At 37.1% G+C, this 17,421-nt stretch carries 11 protein-coding genes and 1 pseudogene; 3 read left to right on the forward strand and 9 right to left on the reverse strand.

The features are described from left to right. The first annotated feature begins 373 nt into the window (after window positions 1–373). Complete coding sequence (locus EHQ16_RS00005) at window positions 374–2,602, forward strand: ATP-binding protein (RefSeq protein ID WP_135637404.1); 2,229 nt, start codon at window positions 374–376, stop codon at window positions 2,600–2,602. 29 nt (window positions 2,603–2,631) lie between these two features. Here EHQ16_RS00005 and EHQ16_RS00010 read toward each other — a convergent pair whose 3' ends face one another. The 3 genes from EHQ16_RS00010 to EHQ16_RS00020 all read right to left on the reverse strand — a co-directional run bounded on the left by EHQ16_RS00010 (window position 2,632) and on the right by EHQ16_RS00020 (window position 5,546). Next, window positions 2,632–4,314, reverse strand: a complete 1,683-nt coding sequence (locus EHQ16_RS00010) for a sensor histidine kinase (RefSeq protein WP_135637406.1) — start codon at window positions 4,312–4,314, stop codon at window positions 2,632–2,634. Window positions 4,315–4,445: 131 nt separating this feature from the next. Continuing rightward, window positions 4,446–5,204, reverse strand: a complete 759-nt coding sequence (locus EHQ16_RS00015; RefSeq protein ID WP_135637408.1) for a beta/alpha barrel domain-containing protein — start codon at window positions 5,202–5,204, stop codon at window positions 4,446–4,448. A gap of 9 nt (window positions 5,205–5,213) precedes the next feature. Beyond that, a complete protein-coding gene (locus EHQ16_RS00020) occupies window positions 5,214–5,546 on the reverse strand; it encodes an STAS domain-containing protein (RefSeq protein WP_002971981.1) in 333 nt (110 codons plus the stop codon). 60 nt (window positions 5,547–5,606) lie between these two features. On the opposite strand from EHQ16_RS00020, the gene murD reads away from it, so the two are divergent. Then, complete coding sequence (gene murD / locus EHQ16_RS00025) at window positions 5,607–7,001, forward strand: UDP-N-acetylmuramoyl-L-alanine--D-glutamate ligase (protein ID WP_135637592.1); 1,395 nt, start codon at window positions 5,607–5,609, stop codon at window positions 6,999–7,001. A gap of 44 nt (window positions 7,002–7,045) precedes the next feature. On the opposite strand, the gene EHQ16_RS00030 is transcribed toward murD, so the two are convergent. The 6 genes and pseudogenes from EHQ16_RS00030 to EHQ16_RS00055 all read right to left on the reverse strand — a co-directional run bounded on the left by EHQ16_RS00030 (window position 7,046) and on the right by EHQ16_RS00055 (window position 16,203). Then, window positions 7,046–9,025, reverse strand: coding sequence for an HD family phosphohydrolase (locus EHQ16_RS00030; RefSeq protein WP_135637410.1), 1,980 nt, complete (start codon window positions 9,023–9,025; stop codon window positions 7,046–7,048). Between the two features lie 51 nt (window positions 9,026–9,076). Beyond that, window positions 9,077–10,072 carry a hypothetical protein gene (locus EHQ16_RS00035; RefSeq protein WP_135637412.1) on the reverse strand — a complete coding sequence of 332 codons (996 nt, stop codon included), beginning with the start codon at window positions 10,070–10,072 and terminating at the stop codon, window positions 9,077–9,079. Beyond that, window positions 10,069–12,414, reverse strand: coding sequence for a tetratricopeptide repeat protein (locus tag EHQ16_RS00040; protein WP_208742211.1), 2,346 nt, complete (start codon window positions 12,412–12,414; stop codon window positions 10,069–10,071). The genes EHQ16_RS00035 and EHQ16_RS00040 overlap by 4 nt, the downstream gene beginning before the upstream one ends. A gap of 97 nt (window positions 12,415–12,511) precedes the next feature. Next, entirely contained in the window at window positions 12,512–13,906 is a 1,395-nt protein-coding gene (gene flgE / locus EHQ16_RS00045) for a flagellar hook protein FlgE (RefSeq protein WP_135570415.1), read from the reverse strand. A 68-nt stretch (window positions 13,907–13,974) separates the two neighbouring features. After that, window positions 13,975–14,517 (reverse strand): annotated as a pseudogene (locus EHQ16_RS00050) (flagellar hook capping FlgD N-terminal domain-containing protein); the annotation flags it as partial. Window positions 14,518–14,562: 45 nt separating this feature from the next. After that, complete coding sequence (locus EHQ16_RS00055; protein ID WP_135637419.1) at window positions 14,563–16,203, reverse strand: flagellar hook-length control protein FliK; 1,641 nt, start codon at window positions 16,201–16,203, stop codon at window positions 14,563–14,565. Window positions 16,204–16,382: 179 nt separating this feature from the next. Between EHQ16_RS00055 and EHQ16_RS00060 the strand changes: the two genes are divergently transcribed. Continuing rightward, on the forward strand, window positions 16,383–17,420 hold the full coding sequence (locus tag EHQ16_RS00060) for a sulfate ABC transporter substrate-binding protein (protein WP_135637421.1): 1,038 nt from the start codon (window positions 16,383–16,385) through the stop codon (window positions 17,418–17,420). Window position 17,421 lies beyond the last annotated feature (1 nt).

The following is a 17,421-nucleotide window of genomic DNA, read 5'->3' on the forward strand; positions in this document are numbered from 1 at the left end:
TCACTCAATCACCGTTTCACCATCATTGGGAATGTACACTCCACGTCAACCAACTATTGTAAAAATTGTCCCGGAATGATTTCTTTTTTTTACTCCAATTTCTTTGCGATTTCCAAACCAAACCAGGAATGATATGTGGATTAAGTTAAAAAAATAAAAACTCACCATTAAATAACGAACTTTGTTTCTGCCCAGGTACCGGCAGAAACAAAGTTTAACAGAGATTATTTGGCATTTTTGATATCGAAAACAAAAGATATCTTCCGGTCGAAACATTGAACCGAAAAGAATATTAAAATAAAACTTGACCAATTAAAAAATAGGATTCTTTAGATGGCCCGGCTTTCTCGTGTAAAGAAAACAAAAGGATTTTATGAAATTTATTTCTAACACACTCTTATTCTTTTGTTTTTTCTTTTTCAATTCTTGTACGAATGATACAAACTATATCCCCCAATTTAAAAATGGAATTCTCAATCTCGAGAATTTTCCTTTTACAAAATATCCTAAATTTTCATTAAAAGGAGAATGGAAATTTACACCCGGAGAACTAACCTTTCAAGAAAGTACTAAAACTATTTTAGTTTCGATTCCAGATTCACCAAACTGGAATTCTTACAATCACAATGACAACCAAGAGAATGAAGGATTTGGAATTGGGAGTTATCATCTAACTATCATTCAACCCAAAGAAGAGGAAAACCTCGCTATAGATTTCAATGTAATCTTTTCTGAAGCGGAGGTCTTTCAAAACAAAATCAAAATTGGAACTTTTGGATCTTTAGAAAATCCAGAACCAAACCTAGAAATCAAACCCCAACTCATTCCCTTGTTACCTACTGACCAAAACCCAATTGAACTCACTGTTTTTGTAAAAAACCGTTTGTTCCCATTCGGTGGAATTCGAATTCCACCTACAATTGGAAGATTTGAATCACTCAAAATTTCTCGTGAAAAAGATTTATTAACAAATGCAATCGTAGTGGGTGGTTTTATTTTTTTGGGATTCTATCAACTGGGAATGCATTATACCAGAAAAAAAATCATTGGGTCATTGTATTTTTTTCTTTTTTGTTTCGTTATGTCTTTCCAAATTCTGACTGCTGGACCCAGAACTATTTTTATTTTTTTTGAGACCATTCCTAGTGAATTAGTTTTTCGAATCGATTACCTTTCACAATACATTGGTGTGATCTTAGGCTTAAATTATATCTTTTCTTTGACGAAAGAATATATATTAAAGAAAATAATATACATTTCTTCTGGACTCTTAATCATCCCAGCCAGTATAGCCATTTTTGGTTCCATTTACTTAATTAGCTCTATCCATCTTTATGTTTTATGTATCATCATTCCAATACTAACCATTGCTATATATTTAATTGTCAGATACATTCGAGACAAACGAGCGGGGTATATTTATTTGGGTTTGTCCATAATACTCATGATTGGATTTGCCAGTCATGACATTGTTTTATCTTTGTTGCATAAAGCAGAACCTTGGTTACTGAACTATGGATTACTGCTATTTGTCTTTTTTCAGTCTATCTTTTTATCAAAACATATCTCTGGCGAAATTGTTTCCGCGGAATTAAAATTCCAAGATGCATTACACCAATTAGTACAATCAGAAAAACTATCTTCTTTAGGTGTCATGGTAGCAAGTGTCGCACATGAAATCAATTCACCACTTAGTGCCGTTATTATGACGGGTGACTCCATCCGAGATGATATCTCAACTTTCTTTAAGGAGTTACCTTATTATGAACCAATTCCCAAAGATTGTTATCCAATTTTAATTTCCCTTGTGGAGTATTCACTTTCTCAAGTAGAACTGTTGTCCGGAAAAGAATACCGAGAACAAAAACTAAAAATCAGTCAAAACTTAGAGGCCCTTGGAATTGATGATACAACAAGGGTTTCCGAGTTGTTAATTGGTTTGGGTTTAAAAGAAATTCCCAAAGAATGGATTTCTTTATTTTCGGAAAAAAGATCTGATTCCCTCCTTGTGTTGGCAGAAAAAGTAGTTCGTATCTTACAAGGTACAAACACCATACAAACTGCAGCAAACCGAGCGATCAAAATAGCCCAGGCCTTAAAAAACTTCACACATTTTGACCCCAAAGCCGAAAAAAGATCTATCCATCTTTCTGATTCCATCCAAAACATCATCGCAATTTTAGGAGGATATATCAAACAAGGAATTCAAATCACAACAAACTTCCACGTCATCCCACCTATCTATTGTTATCCCGATGAATTAAACCAAGTTTGGGCAAACTTACTACAAAACGCCATTCAATCAACGAATGGAAAAGGAGAAGTCAAAATTGAAGTAGGCCAAATAAGTTTACAAAATGAAAATTACGCTTATGTTTCCATCCAAGATTCTGGCTCAGGCATTCCCGAAGAAATTATAGGAAAGATTTTTGATCCATTTTTTACAACAAAACCAGTGGGACAAGGCACGGGACTTGGGCTTTATATATCAAAACAGGTCATCGAAAAACACAATGGCATCATTGATGTTAAGTCTAAACCGAAAGACACTAAATTTATCGTTTACCTTCCCTACAAAGAGACTGAAAACGAAATAATTTAAAATGTTTTCAGTTTTAGTATTTTAAAAAACTAATTTGGATCTGGCAACCGAAAACTAACAATCGTTCCCTTCCCCTTTTCGCTTGTGGCCCAGATTTCACCACCATGCAATTTGATAAATTCATTACAAAGAATAAGACCAAGTCCTGTTCCCTTTTCACCTTCTAATCCAATACTGGTCACTTGGGCATCCACACGAAATAATTTTTCTAAATCCGAACTATCCATACCTATTCCATTGTCATGGCATTCCACTCGAACTCCATCTTCATCTTGTTTAGCGATGATTTTAATTTCCCCATTTTCATTTGTGAATTTAATCGAATTTGTAATTAGATTTCTAAGTACAGCCTGGATCATTTCTGAATCGGCATATACATAGGCTAAAGCGGAAGGGATATCTAAGGTAATACGAATTGATTTTTTTTTGATCAAAGACTCTACTTGGTCAACGATCTTTGTGACAAGACTCAAAAGGTTAATTTGTTTAGGACGGAAAGGCATATTCCCAGTTTGAGTCCTGGCCCAATCCAAAAGTTGTTCTAAAAGACCATACAACATAGATGCAGAATTTTGAATTTCAAATATGGTATCTTTTTTTTCTGCATTGGAATGTGTGTCAAAATCTTCATAAAGAAGTTCTGTTAATTGTTTGAATGCACCCAGCGGGTTTCTTAAATCATGAGCAATGATAGAAAAAAATATGTCTTTGGTTCTGTTGGATTCACTAAGTAATTTTTCTGAATTGTGTAAGGCTTCAATGGCTTTGTTCTTTTCAAAAACTTGTTTTCTAAGTAATTTGGTTCGGTCAAAAACCTTTTTTTCTAATTCAAAACGGTAAGTGATCAAACGTTGGTATTGCAGTGTGATAAACTCAGACAAAATTGAAAACGGAATGAGAAAAGAAATTAAATAAATATAAGAATCAAATACCCCTGGATATACAAATGGCCCCACTCCCATCCTTGTCATAAGGATACTGGAAAGATACAAAAGAAAAACACCTAAGGTTACTCCTCGGATTTGAAACCGATAACCTAAATAAATCAAAATCAAAAAGGATAAAAAGAAAAGATAAGGAAAGTGATAAACAATAACCGCTTGTACTAAGATAAAAGCAGTTGTCCATAAGATGAGTTTGATGGACAAATCCTCAAATCTGAATTTCCTCCAAGCCATAAAAAATGGAACGGTAATAAAAATCCCAATGGTGTCCCCAAAAATGATTACAATCAAAGTGCGAACGATTTCAGAATTATTTAGTTTATAAAAATACCCGAAAGAATAGAGAACTCCACCCAAACATAAAATGGAAATTACACTCGAAAGAAAGGAAACATAAGTAACAAAATAAAAATTATCTTTTGCGGAATTAAGACTCTTACGAATTTTTTTAATCCAAAATGTATAAGCCAAAGCAGATTGAAATGTGTCCACTCCTGCTGTCAGGCAAATACTGAGATACAAATCAAACTGGCTTAAATTGTGATGACTACTGATCAGACCATCTTTGTTAGCAATAAAACTGGCAACCCAAACAACTGGTAAAAACCAATATCCAAAAAACAAACAACCAATGAGTCCAATTCCAGAAGGGATCCAGAGGACTGCCAGGTTCACTGGTTGGAAGGCAAAGTATTCCATCCCTAATTTGGCAGTTCCAATATAGAGGAGAAATAAAATGAATGCCTTTAGGAATTGCTTCCAGTTCATGCGGATAGAATAAACGAAGGACAATTAGAGAAAAGCGAAATTATCTTTGAATTTCCTCTATTATGTAAGGAATACCCCAAATACAGAAGAGGATTCTTATCAAGGGATTTAGAAGGTATAAAAATCCTAGACTAATTTCCAGACAAAAGAGACTTAAAATCGCTACTTATGTCTTTACTTTTCATAAAGTAAGTGCCAATTAACATTGAATCGACGATTCCTTTATATTTTTGCCAATCGGCGTAACTTTCTATTCCCGATTCGGCAACACGAATGATGGACTCATCTAATTCAGGAGCAATTTCCTCTATTAGATTTTTATGAATTTCGAATGTGTCTAGATCTCTGGTATTGATACCAATTGTGGTGGCACCTGCATCCAGTGCCGTTTTTACTTCTTCTCGGTTGTGAGTTTCAACAAGTATTGAAAGACCCAAATCTTTAGCATACCGATGTAAAGAAGTTAGATCTTTGGGAGATAGGATTCGCACAATGAGTAAAATCGCCGAAGCTCCATAAGCGTAAGCTTCATCAATTTGTATTGGATCAATGATGAAATCCTTTCTGATCACAGGGATAGAAACGGACTCAGCTACTGCTTTGAGGTCACCCAAAGAGCCAAAAAAATACTCTGAATCTGTGAGGACGGAAATGGCACCGGCACCCGAAAATTCGTAGATAGATGCAATTTCCACTGGGAAATAATCTGGCCGGAGGATTCCAGAACTAGGACTTCCTTTTTTGCATTCGGCAATGACGGAAATGGAATTTGTTTTGAGTCGGGATTCCCAGGGCCTTATGGGCAAGGTTCGAGGAGGAAGGTTCTTCCCCCTGGCCAAACGAACTTCCTCGTGTTTGGTCTCAACTATCTTGTGTAAGACAGGATTCAAGGACTCCGATTAAAACGCTTTTAAGGCAGCATCTTCTGAGTCATAAATATCAAAAAGAGAAGTAAGTTCTATGACATCAAAGATACGTTTGACTGCGGGTTTGATATTAGAAATTTTTAGGGAACCCTCTTTGGAATTGAGTTTGCGAAGGGTAGAAATACAAGCTCGGAATCCGGAGGAAGACATGTATTCCACATCTTTCATGTTTAAGAGAACCTTTCTATGCCCAGCATTATCGATGAGTTCCATTAGGCCCTCTTCCACTTCATTTGCCACAGAAACGTCCAATCGACCTTCCAGATATACAACCAGTTTTCCGTCTTTCACTTCGTGTTTCAGCACCGATTTACCCAACCTGATATGATTTTACAAAATCATCGTATTTTAGCGGACTGTCAATCAATGTTTTCTGAATCCATTCCCACACGTTCCGACCTCAACCAGTTCCAAAATTTCCTTGTTTTAGGAGGTGGATCCTCTGGTGATTCCTCTGCCAAATTACTTACCTCTCAAGGAAAAATATGCATATTGGCCGACAAGTTTCCGGAAAAAGCCAACACCTCATTGTATTCAAAAGTTTTGTCAGACAATCACCCACAGGAAACATTAGAAGGAATTGATTGTATCATCAAAAGCCCAGGTATCCTTCCCGATCATCCTATCTTAGAAGAAGCGAGAAAAAAAGGACTACCGATCTTAAGCGAAATTGGTTTGGCCCGAACCTTTTACAAAGGCCCTGTCATTGGGATCACAGGAACCGATGGAAAGTCCACAACAACTGCCCTTACCTATCACATTCTAAAATCAAAATTCCCAAATTCAAAAATGGGAGGAAATATTGGAGTTCCATTTACGTCTTTTTGTTTGGAACCATTGGATTTAGTTGTTCTGGAACTCTCTAGTTATCAATTAGATGACTCACCTAACTTAAAACTAACGGCATCAGCAATATTAAATTTAGCCTCTGATCATTTAGAAAGACATAAAACAATGGAATTTTATGCAAAAGCAAAATGGAAAATTCAAAACTTAAGTGACCCAAATCACAAATCTTTTGTCAGTCCTAACTTTTTAAATTTTCTTAAAGATAAAATTTCGGATCATCCCAATTTGAAATTGATTGGTGAAAATCAAAACTACTTTGTAAGTTTAGAACCAAACCAGGTTCATACACCCAATCATATTTATGATGCATCCAAGTTTCCACTCAAAGGGAAACACAATTTGATGAATTTATGTTTTGCCATTGCCCTATGCGAAACCATGGGAATGGATTGGAAAGAAATCCAAAATGGGTTTGAATCCTTTACGGGTCTTCCTCACCGTTTTCGTAAGATCGATAGTTCTGGATTTCAAAATCAGTATCGAAACATTCAATTCATCAATGATTCCAAATCCACCAATTTACATTCCATGCTTTCGGGAATTTCTGGATTCAAAAAAGGAGATGGATTGTTTTTAATACTCGGAGGCATTCCCAAATCAGAACCAATTGATCCACTCATCCATCGTTGGAAAGAATTAGAGTCTCCGATTTGGGTTTATGGTAAGGCTGCTGAAGTTTGGAAATTAGAATTGGATGCAGTGGGACTACCTGTCCATTATTTCCCAGACCTTCCCTCTCTCTTAGTACAACTAAAACAAACTATCGATTTAGAATTGGAAAACAATGAGAATCCAAAAAACAAAACTTTATCTGTGATTTTTTCACCAGCAGGTGCCAGTTTTGATTTATATAAAAACTTCGAAGAAAGAGGAAACCATTTTGAAGATTTAACCAAAGAAATATTTGGTTGAATCAATTCAGAAATTTGTATCTTTCTTTAAGGATAGTAAATCGTTTATCTTTTGTGTAAAATTCTTTCGTATGCCTTACTACCAATAAAGATATCCAAAAGATCGCCATCGATATGTTGGTCTCGAACTTCCATCTTTAAAATATCAAAAGCCCGCTCCAAAGGAACTGCCTTTTTATAAGGACGGTCTTGGTCTGTGAGTGCATCAAAGATATCGGCAATGGCCATCATCTTGGCTTGGACGGGAATTTCAACGGCAGACAACCCTCTAGGATATCCTGAACCATTGAGTTTCTCATGGTGGCCGTGAGCAATGGCCGGAACCATTTTGAGTTCCCGTGTCCAAGGAATTTTGGATAAAAACTGGAAGGTATGTTCCACGTGAGATTCAATTTCCCGTCTTTCATCAAAGTCGAGAGATCCACGACGAATGGATAAAAAGTTAAATTCACGAGGCATCAGTAAGTTCAACTGGTTTCCCTCTGTAGTATGATAACTCATTTTAGAAATTTCTTCTAAAAAGTTTGAATTCCCTTCTTCTAAAATAGAAGGTTCATTCGATTCGGAAATGACTCGAACCATTTCCTCTAATTTGTCTTTTTCTAAACTGTATTCGAGTTGGATCGATTTTTCAAACTCCGGATAACCGTTGTTACCATGTTTTTTTAAGTATTCAATTTTTTTCTGTGAAAGCCCCGCTTCCACATCTTTTAAGATAAACTGAAAACGCCATCGAATTAAATCCAATTCGTAATCTTCTAATTTTTTGGCTTTGACAAGAACCTTTTCCCGAACGCCAACCTTACCAAAATCATGTAGAAGAGAAGCATACCGAATTTCTTTTACTTGTGATTCATTAAAATGAACATCTTTAAATCGTCCGACTTGGATCCCATTCACAGACTCAGCAAGTCCGACCGTGTACTGAGCGACACGAAAGGAGTGACCGGATGTTGTTGGATCCCTCGATTCAATCGCAGAAACACTGGCAGTCACAAATCCCTCAAACAGGGTTTCAATATCATGGACTAAATTGTTATTTTGGATGGCAACAGCAGCTTGTCCTGCCACCGCCATTACCAACTCTTCCGAATACTTATCATATTCCAAAATAGAATTGGTTCTCATTTCATCTAAAGTAAGTTTGGTTTGGAAGTTTTTCTTTCGGTTGATGAGTTGGATGACCCCAACAACTTCATCGTGGTGGTCTTTCATCGGAACCACGAGCATTGACTTTGAATAATAATTACTCATTTTATCAAAATCACTGTTAAACTTGTATTCTTCTTTTCCGGACAATTCGTACACATTTGGAATGTTGAGTTGTTTTCCAGTAAAGGCTACATAACCCGCAATACTCTTCTTATTGATGGGTAATATAAATTCGTCGGAGTTCAAATCCAATGCAGAAATTTTAAACCGAAGATTTCGTGGATTCCCTCTTTCATCTTTTTCTACCAGATACAAAGATCCTGAATCGGAATTAGAAATTTCACGGGCTGAATTCAAAATATCACGAAGTAATTTTGTGAAATCTTTTTCATTTGCGAGACTAATCCCAATCCTTGTAAGTTTGGAAATTTCATTTGTGGAAACATTGATTCGTTTTTGCAGTTCGAATTTGTCCACAACCATCTGTAGGCTCGTAAATGCATTGGCGAGAGCTTTGACCAAAAAAACAAGAGGGGCATCATCAGGAACATTCGTAAAAAATAGATCTTCCTCAATGTTTAAAGCAATGTATCCGGTATAATCAATGGGTGCCCGAACAATAAAACTCGACATGATGGTCGGTTGGTTTTTTAAAAACTGGTGGATCTCTTGGTGTTTGGTTTCTAGCTCATACCTAGAGATATAGAACAATACTTTGGCGATACGGCCATGGGAATCCGTTTCAATTTGATCCAGCTCGGCTAAGGTCAAAACCTTAGCTTTGATTTTTTTGGAATAATCGGCAATTTTGCCTTCAAAAAACGGGTCATCTGTGATGATGAATTGTGTATCCGGAGATTTGGTCACAGGCATACTATCGACATGAAAAAAACGACTGTCGATTGTTTTTTTTGAAAATGAATCTTACTTTTGTTTGTTTAGAAGGATGATCCCAAAACTGAGAGAAGCGGCCAAATAAAAACTCAAAAAATACAAAACTTGGACTCCTAACAATACATAGGGTGAATGCACCCATTCTTTTGGTTCTGCCAGTAGAAAGGGAAGGAAAATTCCGAGAGCAGAGGGATAAAGAAAGGAGACCACCCCCCGAACACCCGACTCCGACCAAGAGAGCGAAATTAGATAGGAATAAAGCAGTTGCCCAAAAATTCCTGAGAAAAATGCCAAAGGCAGAACCACGAGGATTTCTGTTCCTAAACAGGAAGAAAATGCCAGAGCACCAATCCAAATTCCAATTTCTGCCGCCTCAGATAACTTTTCTTTTTTGAGTTTCGAAACCAAAAGAAAACCAACAAAGGAAGACATCCCATAAATCAGGATCATAGACAGTTTGTTGTAAAATTGAACGTCCACCTTCCAGGGGGATAAAACAAGAAAAGCGGCAGGTAAAAAACTTAAATAAACAAAACGAGAACTATCGTAGGCTAACACCTGCATACGATTTTCTGTATCATTCCAAAACATCTCTCGCATCCAAACGAAAGCACCCAAAGAAATGGCAAAAGGCAAAATGAAAGTATTATCTTGGACATAGATATTGGTTTGAAAGAAATGAATTCCAAAAAGCAAAGAAACCCAAAACAAATATAGAAAGATCGAAACTACAAATCGTCGAACTGGTCTCAAATCAAATATCTTCTCTTCCAAGGAAGAATAGGAAAGAAATAATAATAGATTACTTTTTGTGATATATACAAATATTGAATCGGTATTCCAAAGTTCGGATCGGATTCCCCATTTTTTTAAGATTTCAGTAAAAATGAAACCAAAGACAGTTGTCATCGTCCATTGGAAAAGTATATCACTGCGTTTTCCCTCTTCAGAAATTCGGCTGAGAGTATGGAACAAAAAGAAACCAGATAAAACACAAAAAAGAAATTCTGTTTCGAATAGATTCATAAATAAACTTCCTCACTGACAGTAAACGGAAGAATGGAATAAGGAGGTTCACCATTACGATCCAAACTTTGGAAGTTATGATGGAATCCTCTGATGGACTGGTTACCAATTAAAATAAATTTTTCACTTCCAGCAGGTTTCAAAAGGATACTGCGGTTGAAAAAATATAGAACAGGATTTGCCTTTAGTTCCTTTCCAATGTTTTGAAAATGTGGGAGGATTTTTGTATAAGGTTCGTAAATATCGATGGAGTTGGCAGCACGAATGATGATGGTTTTTCCTTTTAAGTTAGGAATTGGACGATTTCGAAGGATCCAATTATTAGGATCAGAATAAACAGTTTGGAATTCACCCACTCCGTCGGCAGAAAGAATTCGAATGTTTGGAAAAGCATAAAGCCTATCTTTTAATTCAGGTTTTACTTTTTTTAAAAACAAATCTACTTCCCCAGGTAACTCCCATAATACAACTTCCATACCTGAAAAATGTTTGGCAACGGCAAGAGAGGTAACACCTGGATATTCGGGATGGTTTAAGGCAGGACCAATATCAAAAAATACAATTTGGTTTCCTTTTTCAAATCGTTTCAGATCACCAAACAATGTTTTGCGTAAGGATGACATTGGTTTGGATAAAAATGCTTTTGTATTCAACAAATCATCTAAAAACAAATTGGTGTCTTCCAATCTATTTTCATAGGTTCTGGCACGAATCTCTTCATCTTGTCCATTAAACAAATAACGCCCGGTATAAGAACGGATCGTTTTTTCTTCTAACTCTGTAAAAGAATTAGGACTAAGGGAATCCCAAGTATAAGGGTAAATGGGTTTTCCAATTTCAAAACGATCGTTTGTTGGTAAGTCAACAATTTGTCCATAAGGGGACAACCTTGTGTATTGTTTATAATAACTTTCCATCTGTTCTGAATTGTTTCGGAGTTTAGAAAGAAGAGCCAAATTAAAAAGGACATATCGATAATAAGGTTTTTCTTCTATTCCATAGATGGATTTGGCTTGGACAAAGGATTCCCAAACAGATTTAGCAATGCTCCATTTCCCAGATTTATAAAGAGATGCTGCATACAAATTATAAGAATACAAGGCTATGTCATGGTTTGCATATCCTTCTTTCATGATAATTTTCCTTTGGTCTTCTAACAAAGACAGGGCCGCGTCATAACGACCTAAATCATAATATACCTTTGCTAAGTTAAAATCCAAATAGAGGGAATCAAATCCCTTGGGCAGTTGTCCTTGGATGGATGATAATTCATAGGAAGCAAGTTCGGCTTGAGAAAGATCATAAAGCAGGAGGCCGTAAAAATAAGAATTTTCTATAGAAGACGGATCTTGTAACAAACCCAAAGTATCATAAAGTTTTTTGGCTGAGGTTAAGTAATAAACAGCTTCTTCTTTTTTTCCATCGAGTACTAGCGCTTTTCCAAGTAAGGAAATCGTATCAGCATAATCGCTATGAAATACGGATTTAAGAAATTCTCTTTCTTTTCGTGCAGCGCTTGCGTATTCTATAGTTTTACTAAATTCTTTTTTTGCGAAATAGAATTCAGAAATGTTTTTTGCAACATAGAACCTTGTATATGTCGAAAAATTGGAATTCCCACCGACACTACGCCAAATTTCTTTCAAAGATTCCTCGGTTCTTTTTTCTAAACTTACACTTATTTTGATAAACTGCAAATACTCCGAAGGAAAATCCAAAGTTTTTAAAAGGGAGTTTTTTTCTTCTAAGGATAACTTAGGATCATACTCCGATAACCGAACAAACTCTGATTCGGAAAGGAATTCATCGGCAGATGGAATTTTCCATTCAGGGGAACGTTTCATCAAACGATGTAATCGAATGGTTTCATCCAAAAGATGAGAAAGTGAGTTATAAATGACAGAAACGAATTTCCCACGTTCTTCATATGGAAGAAATACCAACTGACCCGTGTAAGTTGATTTTTGTTCCACTGCTTTTAGTTTCGGAGTGAATTCAATCCCCTTCTCTTTCCATTCCAAAGATCCAAAAAAAACAAAATTGGCCCTTAGTTTTTTAGCTAGTGAGAGGGAATTTTCTTTTCCAAGATAAACTCCTCCAGTGACTTTTTGAAATTCAAAATCAATCAACTGGGAAAAGAGATTCATAGTTTTGGAATCTGATTCTTTTCCTTTAACTTCAAAGTCCCCTAAACTAAAAAAGGAAACTGATTCAGGTGATTCGTAAGTCACCGGCAAGGTTTCTTTTTGGATGGCATTACGAATCGAATAGTATAACGGAGCATAGGCGACAAACGCCAAAAGGGAAAAGGTAAGGAGGGTATTTTTTTGAAAGCGGGACAAGTTAAGCAAATTCTAAAAAGTTTAGTTTGACCTATTTTTCTTAGAATTTTGCAGAACTCAAGGAAAAAACGGGGTTTCCCCCGTTAGGAATCGAATCTTATCGTTTGAGACCGAGAACTTCCTGGATCATCTGGTCAGATGTCACGATGGTTCGGGAGTTGGCTTGGAATCCCCTTTGGGTCACGATCATATCGGTAAACTGATCAGAAAGATCCACGTTGGACATCTCAAGGAGTCCTGCGTTGATTTTTCCACGGCCTTGGCTTCCTGCTTCCCCAATGTTTGCATCCCCGGAGTTCAGAGAGTAACTATACATTGTGTCCCCTTCTTTATTGAGACCGGCTGGGTTCGTGAAGTTTGCAAGAGCAATCCTTGCGAGTGGTTGGCGCACTCCATTGGAAAATACCCCAGTTACCGTTCCCGTATTGTCGATGGAGAAAGATTCCATATATCCCATTGGGTATCCATCTTGTTTCACAGCCTTGGTTGTAAAGTCAGAAGAGAACTGAGTGATCCCACCCACAAGACCCGCTTCTCCTAAATTCAAACTGAATTTTTGAGCCGTTGGGTTTCCAGGGATTCGGAAAGAAATATCGGCTTTTAGTTTTCCAGTCGTTTGTGAATCCACTCCATCAGAGACAGAGATGATTTTTCCATCAGGAGTGAAGGATACTTCGAGTTCTTGGTTTCCTGAAACTTTTGTATTTTCCCCACCTGTTCCACTTACGTCTACAGAGACTTGGCTTGCATCTTCCAATTTGAAACGCATCTTCCATACGTTTTCTCTCATTTTATAAAACTCAACTCCCATTTGGCGAGTGTTTCCAAGCTCATCATAAACATTAATGGATGTTACATGGCCTCTTCTTTGGCGAGGATCTGGATCATTGATATAACGTTGGATGTCTTCTTCTGTTGCATCAGAGGGAACTGCGGCAACACTAGCATTGAGGTTGGATTGAAAGTCTACGTTCTGAGTGGCACGAGCTGGTTCTTTGGAATAAAGAGGAATCATGATGTCTTCCAAAGATCCTGCGGAGTTGATGTATTTGTTTCCACCATCATCCAAACGAGAATTCCAACCTTGTACTTTCAAACCGTTGGCAGGGTTTACATAAAATCCGTTTTTATCTACGTTGAAGGCACCGGCACGAGTGTAAAATTGTTTGTCTCCGTCTTTCACAACAAAGAAACCTTCACCAGATACGGCGACATCAGTATTCTTTCCAGTGGTTTGCAAAGCACCTTGCGTCATAATTTTATCAATTGCAGCGATGAGGGAACCAAGACCCACTTGTTTCGGGTTAGTTCCCCCGATCCTTTCGTTTGGTTCTGACGCACCTTGTAACTCTTGCGAGATCATATCTTGGAAGGTAACTCGCTCCGTTTTAAAACCGTGTGTGTTCACGTTGGAGATGTTGTTACCAATAACATCCATTCTTACTTGGTGGTTTTTCAATCCGGAAACTCCGGAGTAAAGTGATCTCATCATAACGTTATATCCTCTCTTTTTTTATCGACCTTTTTGAATTAATCCTGATAAGCTTCTTGTTTTTTTAATGTATTATTCGGAACGTTTGCCGCGTTCTGTGGACGTTGGAATTCTGGTTCGGATTTGAGAAGTGATGGATCAGAAATCAAATTGATTTTTGCTACATCGAGCATCCTTCCATTCACACGAACATATGTTTTTCCTTCATTATCAAAAAGAATGGCACCCGCAAGCCCTGTCACATCTTCACCTGTAACTAAATCTGGGCCTGAAACAATTTTTCCTACTACCGAATAACTTTGTTTAGATTCCATTCTGGCAATTCCAGAAGAAATGTTTTTCATCTGTTCTAGAGATGAAAACTGTGCCATTTGTGCGATGAAGTCTTTGTCTTGCACTGGGTTTGTTGGATCTTGATGAGAAAGTTGAGTGAGAAGGAGTTTTAAAAAATCATCCTTTCCCAACTCCTTTTGTTTCTCACGAATTTCGATTCCTTTCAGACCACTTGTTTCTTCTTTTTCTAACTGATCCAAATGTTTACGAATATTGAAGGTTCTATCCCCTTCAAAGTATTTGGTTCTAGCTGAATTTTGTGTTGATATGTCTTGCATTCCGTCTGGCATGGGATCCTCTATTTTTCTATATTTGTTAGTGATTTATGCGAAAAATTCCAATGCTTTGGTTTCTTCGAAAGCTGGTGCACCAAGAAGATCCGCCCCTTCTTCTACAAGCGAACTTTCAGAATTACGAAACCTTGCCGCTTCTACCATAGTTTGGTAGAGTTCATTTTGTTCTTTGCGATCAGTCAGTCCACTTCCATCGTCCCATAAATCAATGATGAGCGCCTGTAAGTCGAGGCCAGATTCTTTTAGGTTTTCTTTTATGGTTTGGATTTCGTTTTGAAGGGATTTTTGTAGTTCTTCTGATTCAACAAGAATGCGACCTTCTACTTTCTCACCATCTACAGTGACTTTTAAAGTAAGCCTTCCGTATTCTTTTGGATTCATTACGATTTCGGCACTGGACTTTCCATTTTGTACAATATCAAACCTTGCTTGTTTGATCAGTTCATCGATATTTTGTTTAAGTACTGCTTCTTTTGGTTTCGAAGTTTTTTCTGCAGAACGAATTTCTTCTGTTTTTTGCATTGATCTGGATTCAAAAGAAGAAAATTGCAAACTTTGTTTTTGTCCTTTCTCTTCAAAAGAGCGACCACCGTCCTCTCCCGATTTTGCTGAAGAGGAATTTTGAATGGTAGGTATGACCGATGCCTCAGTCTGTTTTTGTTTTTCAGAAGGAGTTTGTGATTTCAAATCTTGTTTTTGGAATTCTTTATCTTTGATTCCTAGTGAACGAATCATTTTATCCGAGTTTATTGTTTGATTTGATTTTTCTTGTTCGGAAGAAACCTCACTAGTTTCCGATCCGTTTTTTGTTTGTTTTCCTGATTTTAATTTTCCATCTGTTTTACGAACAGAATGTTCGGTGGAAAGTTCTCTTCCTTCCACTTTCACTTCTTTGCCTTTGGCAAAAACGAGATCGGAAACAACAGAACCAGAGTGAATGGATTCTTTTTTTAGGCCAAAGGATTCAGTTTTTTCATTTCCTTTTTTATTTTCTAAGGCTTTTTTTTCTGCCTTAGGAAAAAGAACTAAATTAGAGTCTTTTTCTAATTTGTTTTGTGATGAGAAGGAAGTAGATTCATTTGGTTTGGATCCTTTCTCTGTTTGGAAAAGGCTCATCGCGAGCTTTTTGGCTTCATCAATGAAGGCACTTCCCTCTTTGGGAGAATAAGCTGTAGATTTTTCCGCAGATTTTTGTAAAGAAAGTAGAACTGTTTTTTCCTTAACGGCCATCTCATTCAATTGGTTTGCAGAAACCATGGAACGATCCCAATCAGCATGGGAGGTTACAAGCCCAAGACTATATTCCAATGCATCTCGATCTAAATCTTCTTCTTCAGTGGATTCTTCTGATTCTTCTTCAGATTTTGATTCTTTGGAAATGGAATTGTCTTTTTGAGATTCAGAAATAGAACTTAACTCTTGTTTTGTGACATCGTCCTGTTTAGAAATTTCAGAAGGAACCGTTGTTTCTTCCTTCTCTCGTCCAATGGTTTTATATTCGGAACCTGTTAGTTTTTTCTCAGAGTGCACTTGGAATTCTCTTTCCAAAATTTCCCCAAAACTTTCCCGAACCGCCATCATCGAATGGTTTTCTGCACCATTCTGTTTGGATGCCTTCCCTTCAACTTGCGGGAATGGAATTACGTTTTGGTTCGGGGCTTTTACGTTCATAGGGTGCCTTCTCCCTTAAGGATCGAACTTCCCCAGATTTCCTTGAGAGAATTATCTTCTTCCTTTTCCGGTTTATGTCGGAAAGGGAAGAACTACCCGTTTTATGAAATAAATTTCGCTTGACGAATATTCGTTAAATTGGAGGATGAGTTTGATTTATTAAACAAAAGGGCGCAAAAATGAAAAAGAATACCCATATTTCGAACCAAAAACAAAGAATTTCTGCAATATTGTGCATTTTCCTTAGTGTATTGAGTTTCACCTCACTCGCAAGCGAAGGCACTTTCCTCCATGTGTCCTTTGACCCGACGAGAGAATTGTACGAAGAAATTAACAAATCCTTCCTAAAAGAATGGAAGGCTAAAAAAGGCAGCGAGTTTGCCATCCAACAATCCCACGGTGGGTCAGGAAAACAAGCTAGGGCCGTGATTGATGGGCTCGATGCAGACGTAGTGAGTCTTGCTCTTTCCTATGACATTGATAGCATTTCCGCCAAATCGGGATTAATCGATGCAAATTGGCAAAAAAAACTTCCAAACAATAGTGTTCCTTACTATTCAACCATCGTATTTTTGGTTCGTAAATCCAATCCTAAAAAAATCAAAGATTGGGATGATATCGTAAAACCAGGAGTTTCTATCATCACTCCTAACCCAAAAACAAGTGGTGGCGCTCGTTGGAATTATTTGGCAGCTTATGGATTTGCGAAACGTAAATACAAATCTGATGAAAAAGCAACAGAGTTTATCAAGGCTCTCTTTAAAAATACATCGGTTCTTGATACGGGAGCTCGCGGGTCTACAACTACTTTTGTCCAAAGAGGAATTGGTGATGTTCTCATCACTTGGGAAAACGAAGCAAAACTTTCACTTGATGAAGAAAAAAGATCTGGTAAAAACACTTTAGAAGTTGTGTATCCATCAGAATCAATCAGAGCAGAAACTCCGGTTGCTGTAGTTACCAAAACTGCTACAGAAAAAGGCAATTTGGAAAAAGCGACTTCCTACTTAGAATTTCTTTATACAAAAGAAGGACAATCGATCATTGCTAAACATTTTTTTAGACCGACAGATAAGGCCGTGGCAAAATCTTCTGCAAAAGAATTTCCCAACATTAAATTATTTTCCCTATCCGATTTAGGGGAAACTTGGGATTCTGCTCAGAAAAAACATTTTGCAGATGCAGGTGTCTTTGATGCCATCTACAAAACCCCTTAAA

The sequence above is a fragment of the Leptospira kanakyensis genome (assembly GCF_004769235.1).
Classification (GTDB): domain Bacteria; phylum Spirochaetota; class Leptospiria; order Leptospirales; family Leptospiraceae; genus Leptospira_A; species Leptospira_A kanakyensis.

What these genes read in the sequence shown, in the direction of transcription:
- EHQ16_RS00005 (WP_135637404.1), top strand. Translation starts at nt 374, where the DNA reads ATGAAATTTATTTCTAACACACTCTTATTCTTTTGTTTTTTCTTTTTC.
- EHQ16_RS00010 (WP_135637406.1), bottom strand. Translation starts at nt 4,314, where the DNA reads ATGAACTGGAAGCAATTCCTAAAGGCATTCATTTTATTTCTCCTCTAT.
- murD (WP_135637592.1), top strand. Translation starts at nt 5,607, where the DNA reads ATGTTTTCTGAATCCATTCCCACACGTTCCGACCTCAACCAGTTCCAA.
- EHQ16_RS00030 (WP_135637410.1), bottom strand. Translation starts at nt 9,025, where the DNA reads ATGCCTGTGACCAAATCTCCGGATACACAATTCATCATCACAGATGAC.
- EHQ16_RS00035 (WP_135637412.1), bottom strand. Translation starts at nt 10,072, where the DNA reads ATGAATCTATTCGAAACAGAATTTCTTTTTTGTGTTTTATCTGGTTTC.
- flgE (WP_135570415.1), bottom strand. Translation starts at nt 13,906, where the DNA reads ATGATGAGATCACTTTACTCCGGAGTTTCCGGATTGAAAAACCACCAA.
- EHQ16_RS00055 (WP_135637419.1), bottom strand. Translation starts at nt 16,203, where the DNA reads ATGAACGTAAAAGCCCCGAACCAAAACGTAATTCCATTCCCGCAAGTT.
- EHQ16_RS00060 (WP_135637421.1), top strand. Translation starts at nt 16,383, where the DNA reads ATGAAAAAGAATACCCATATTTCGAACCAAAAACAAAGAATTTCTGCA.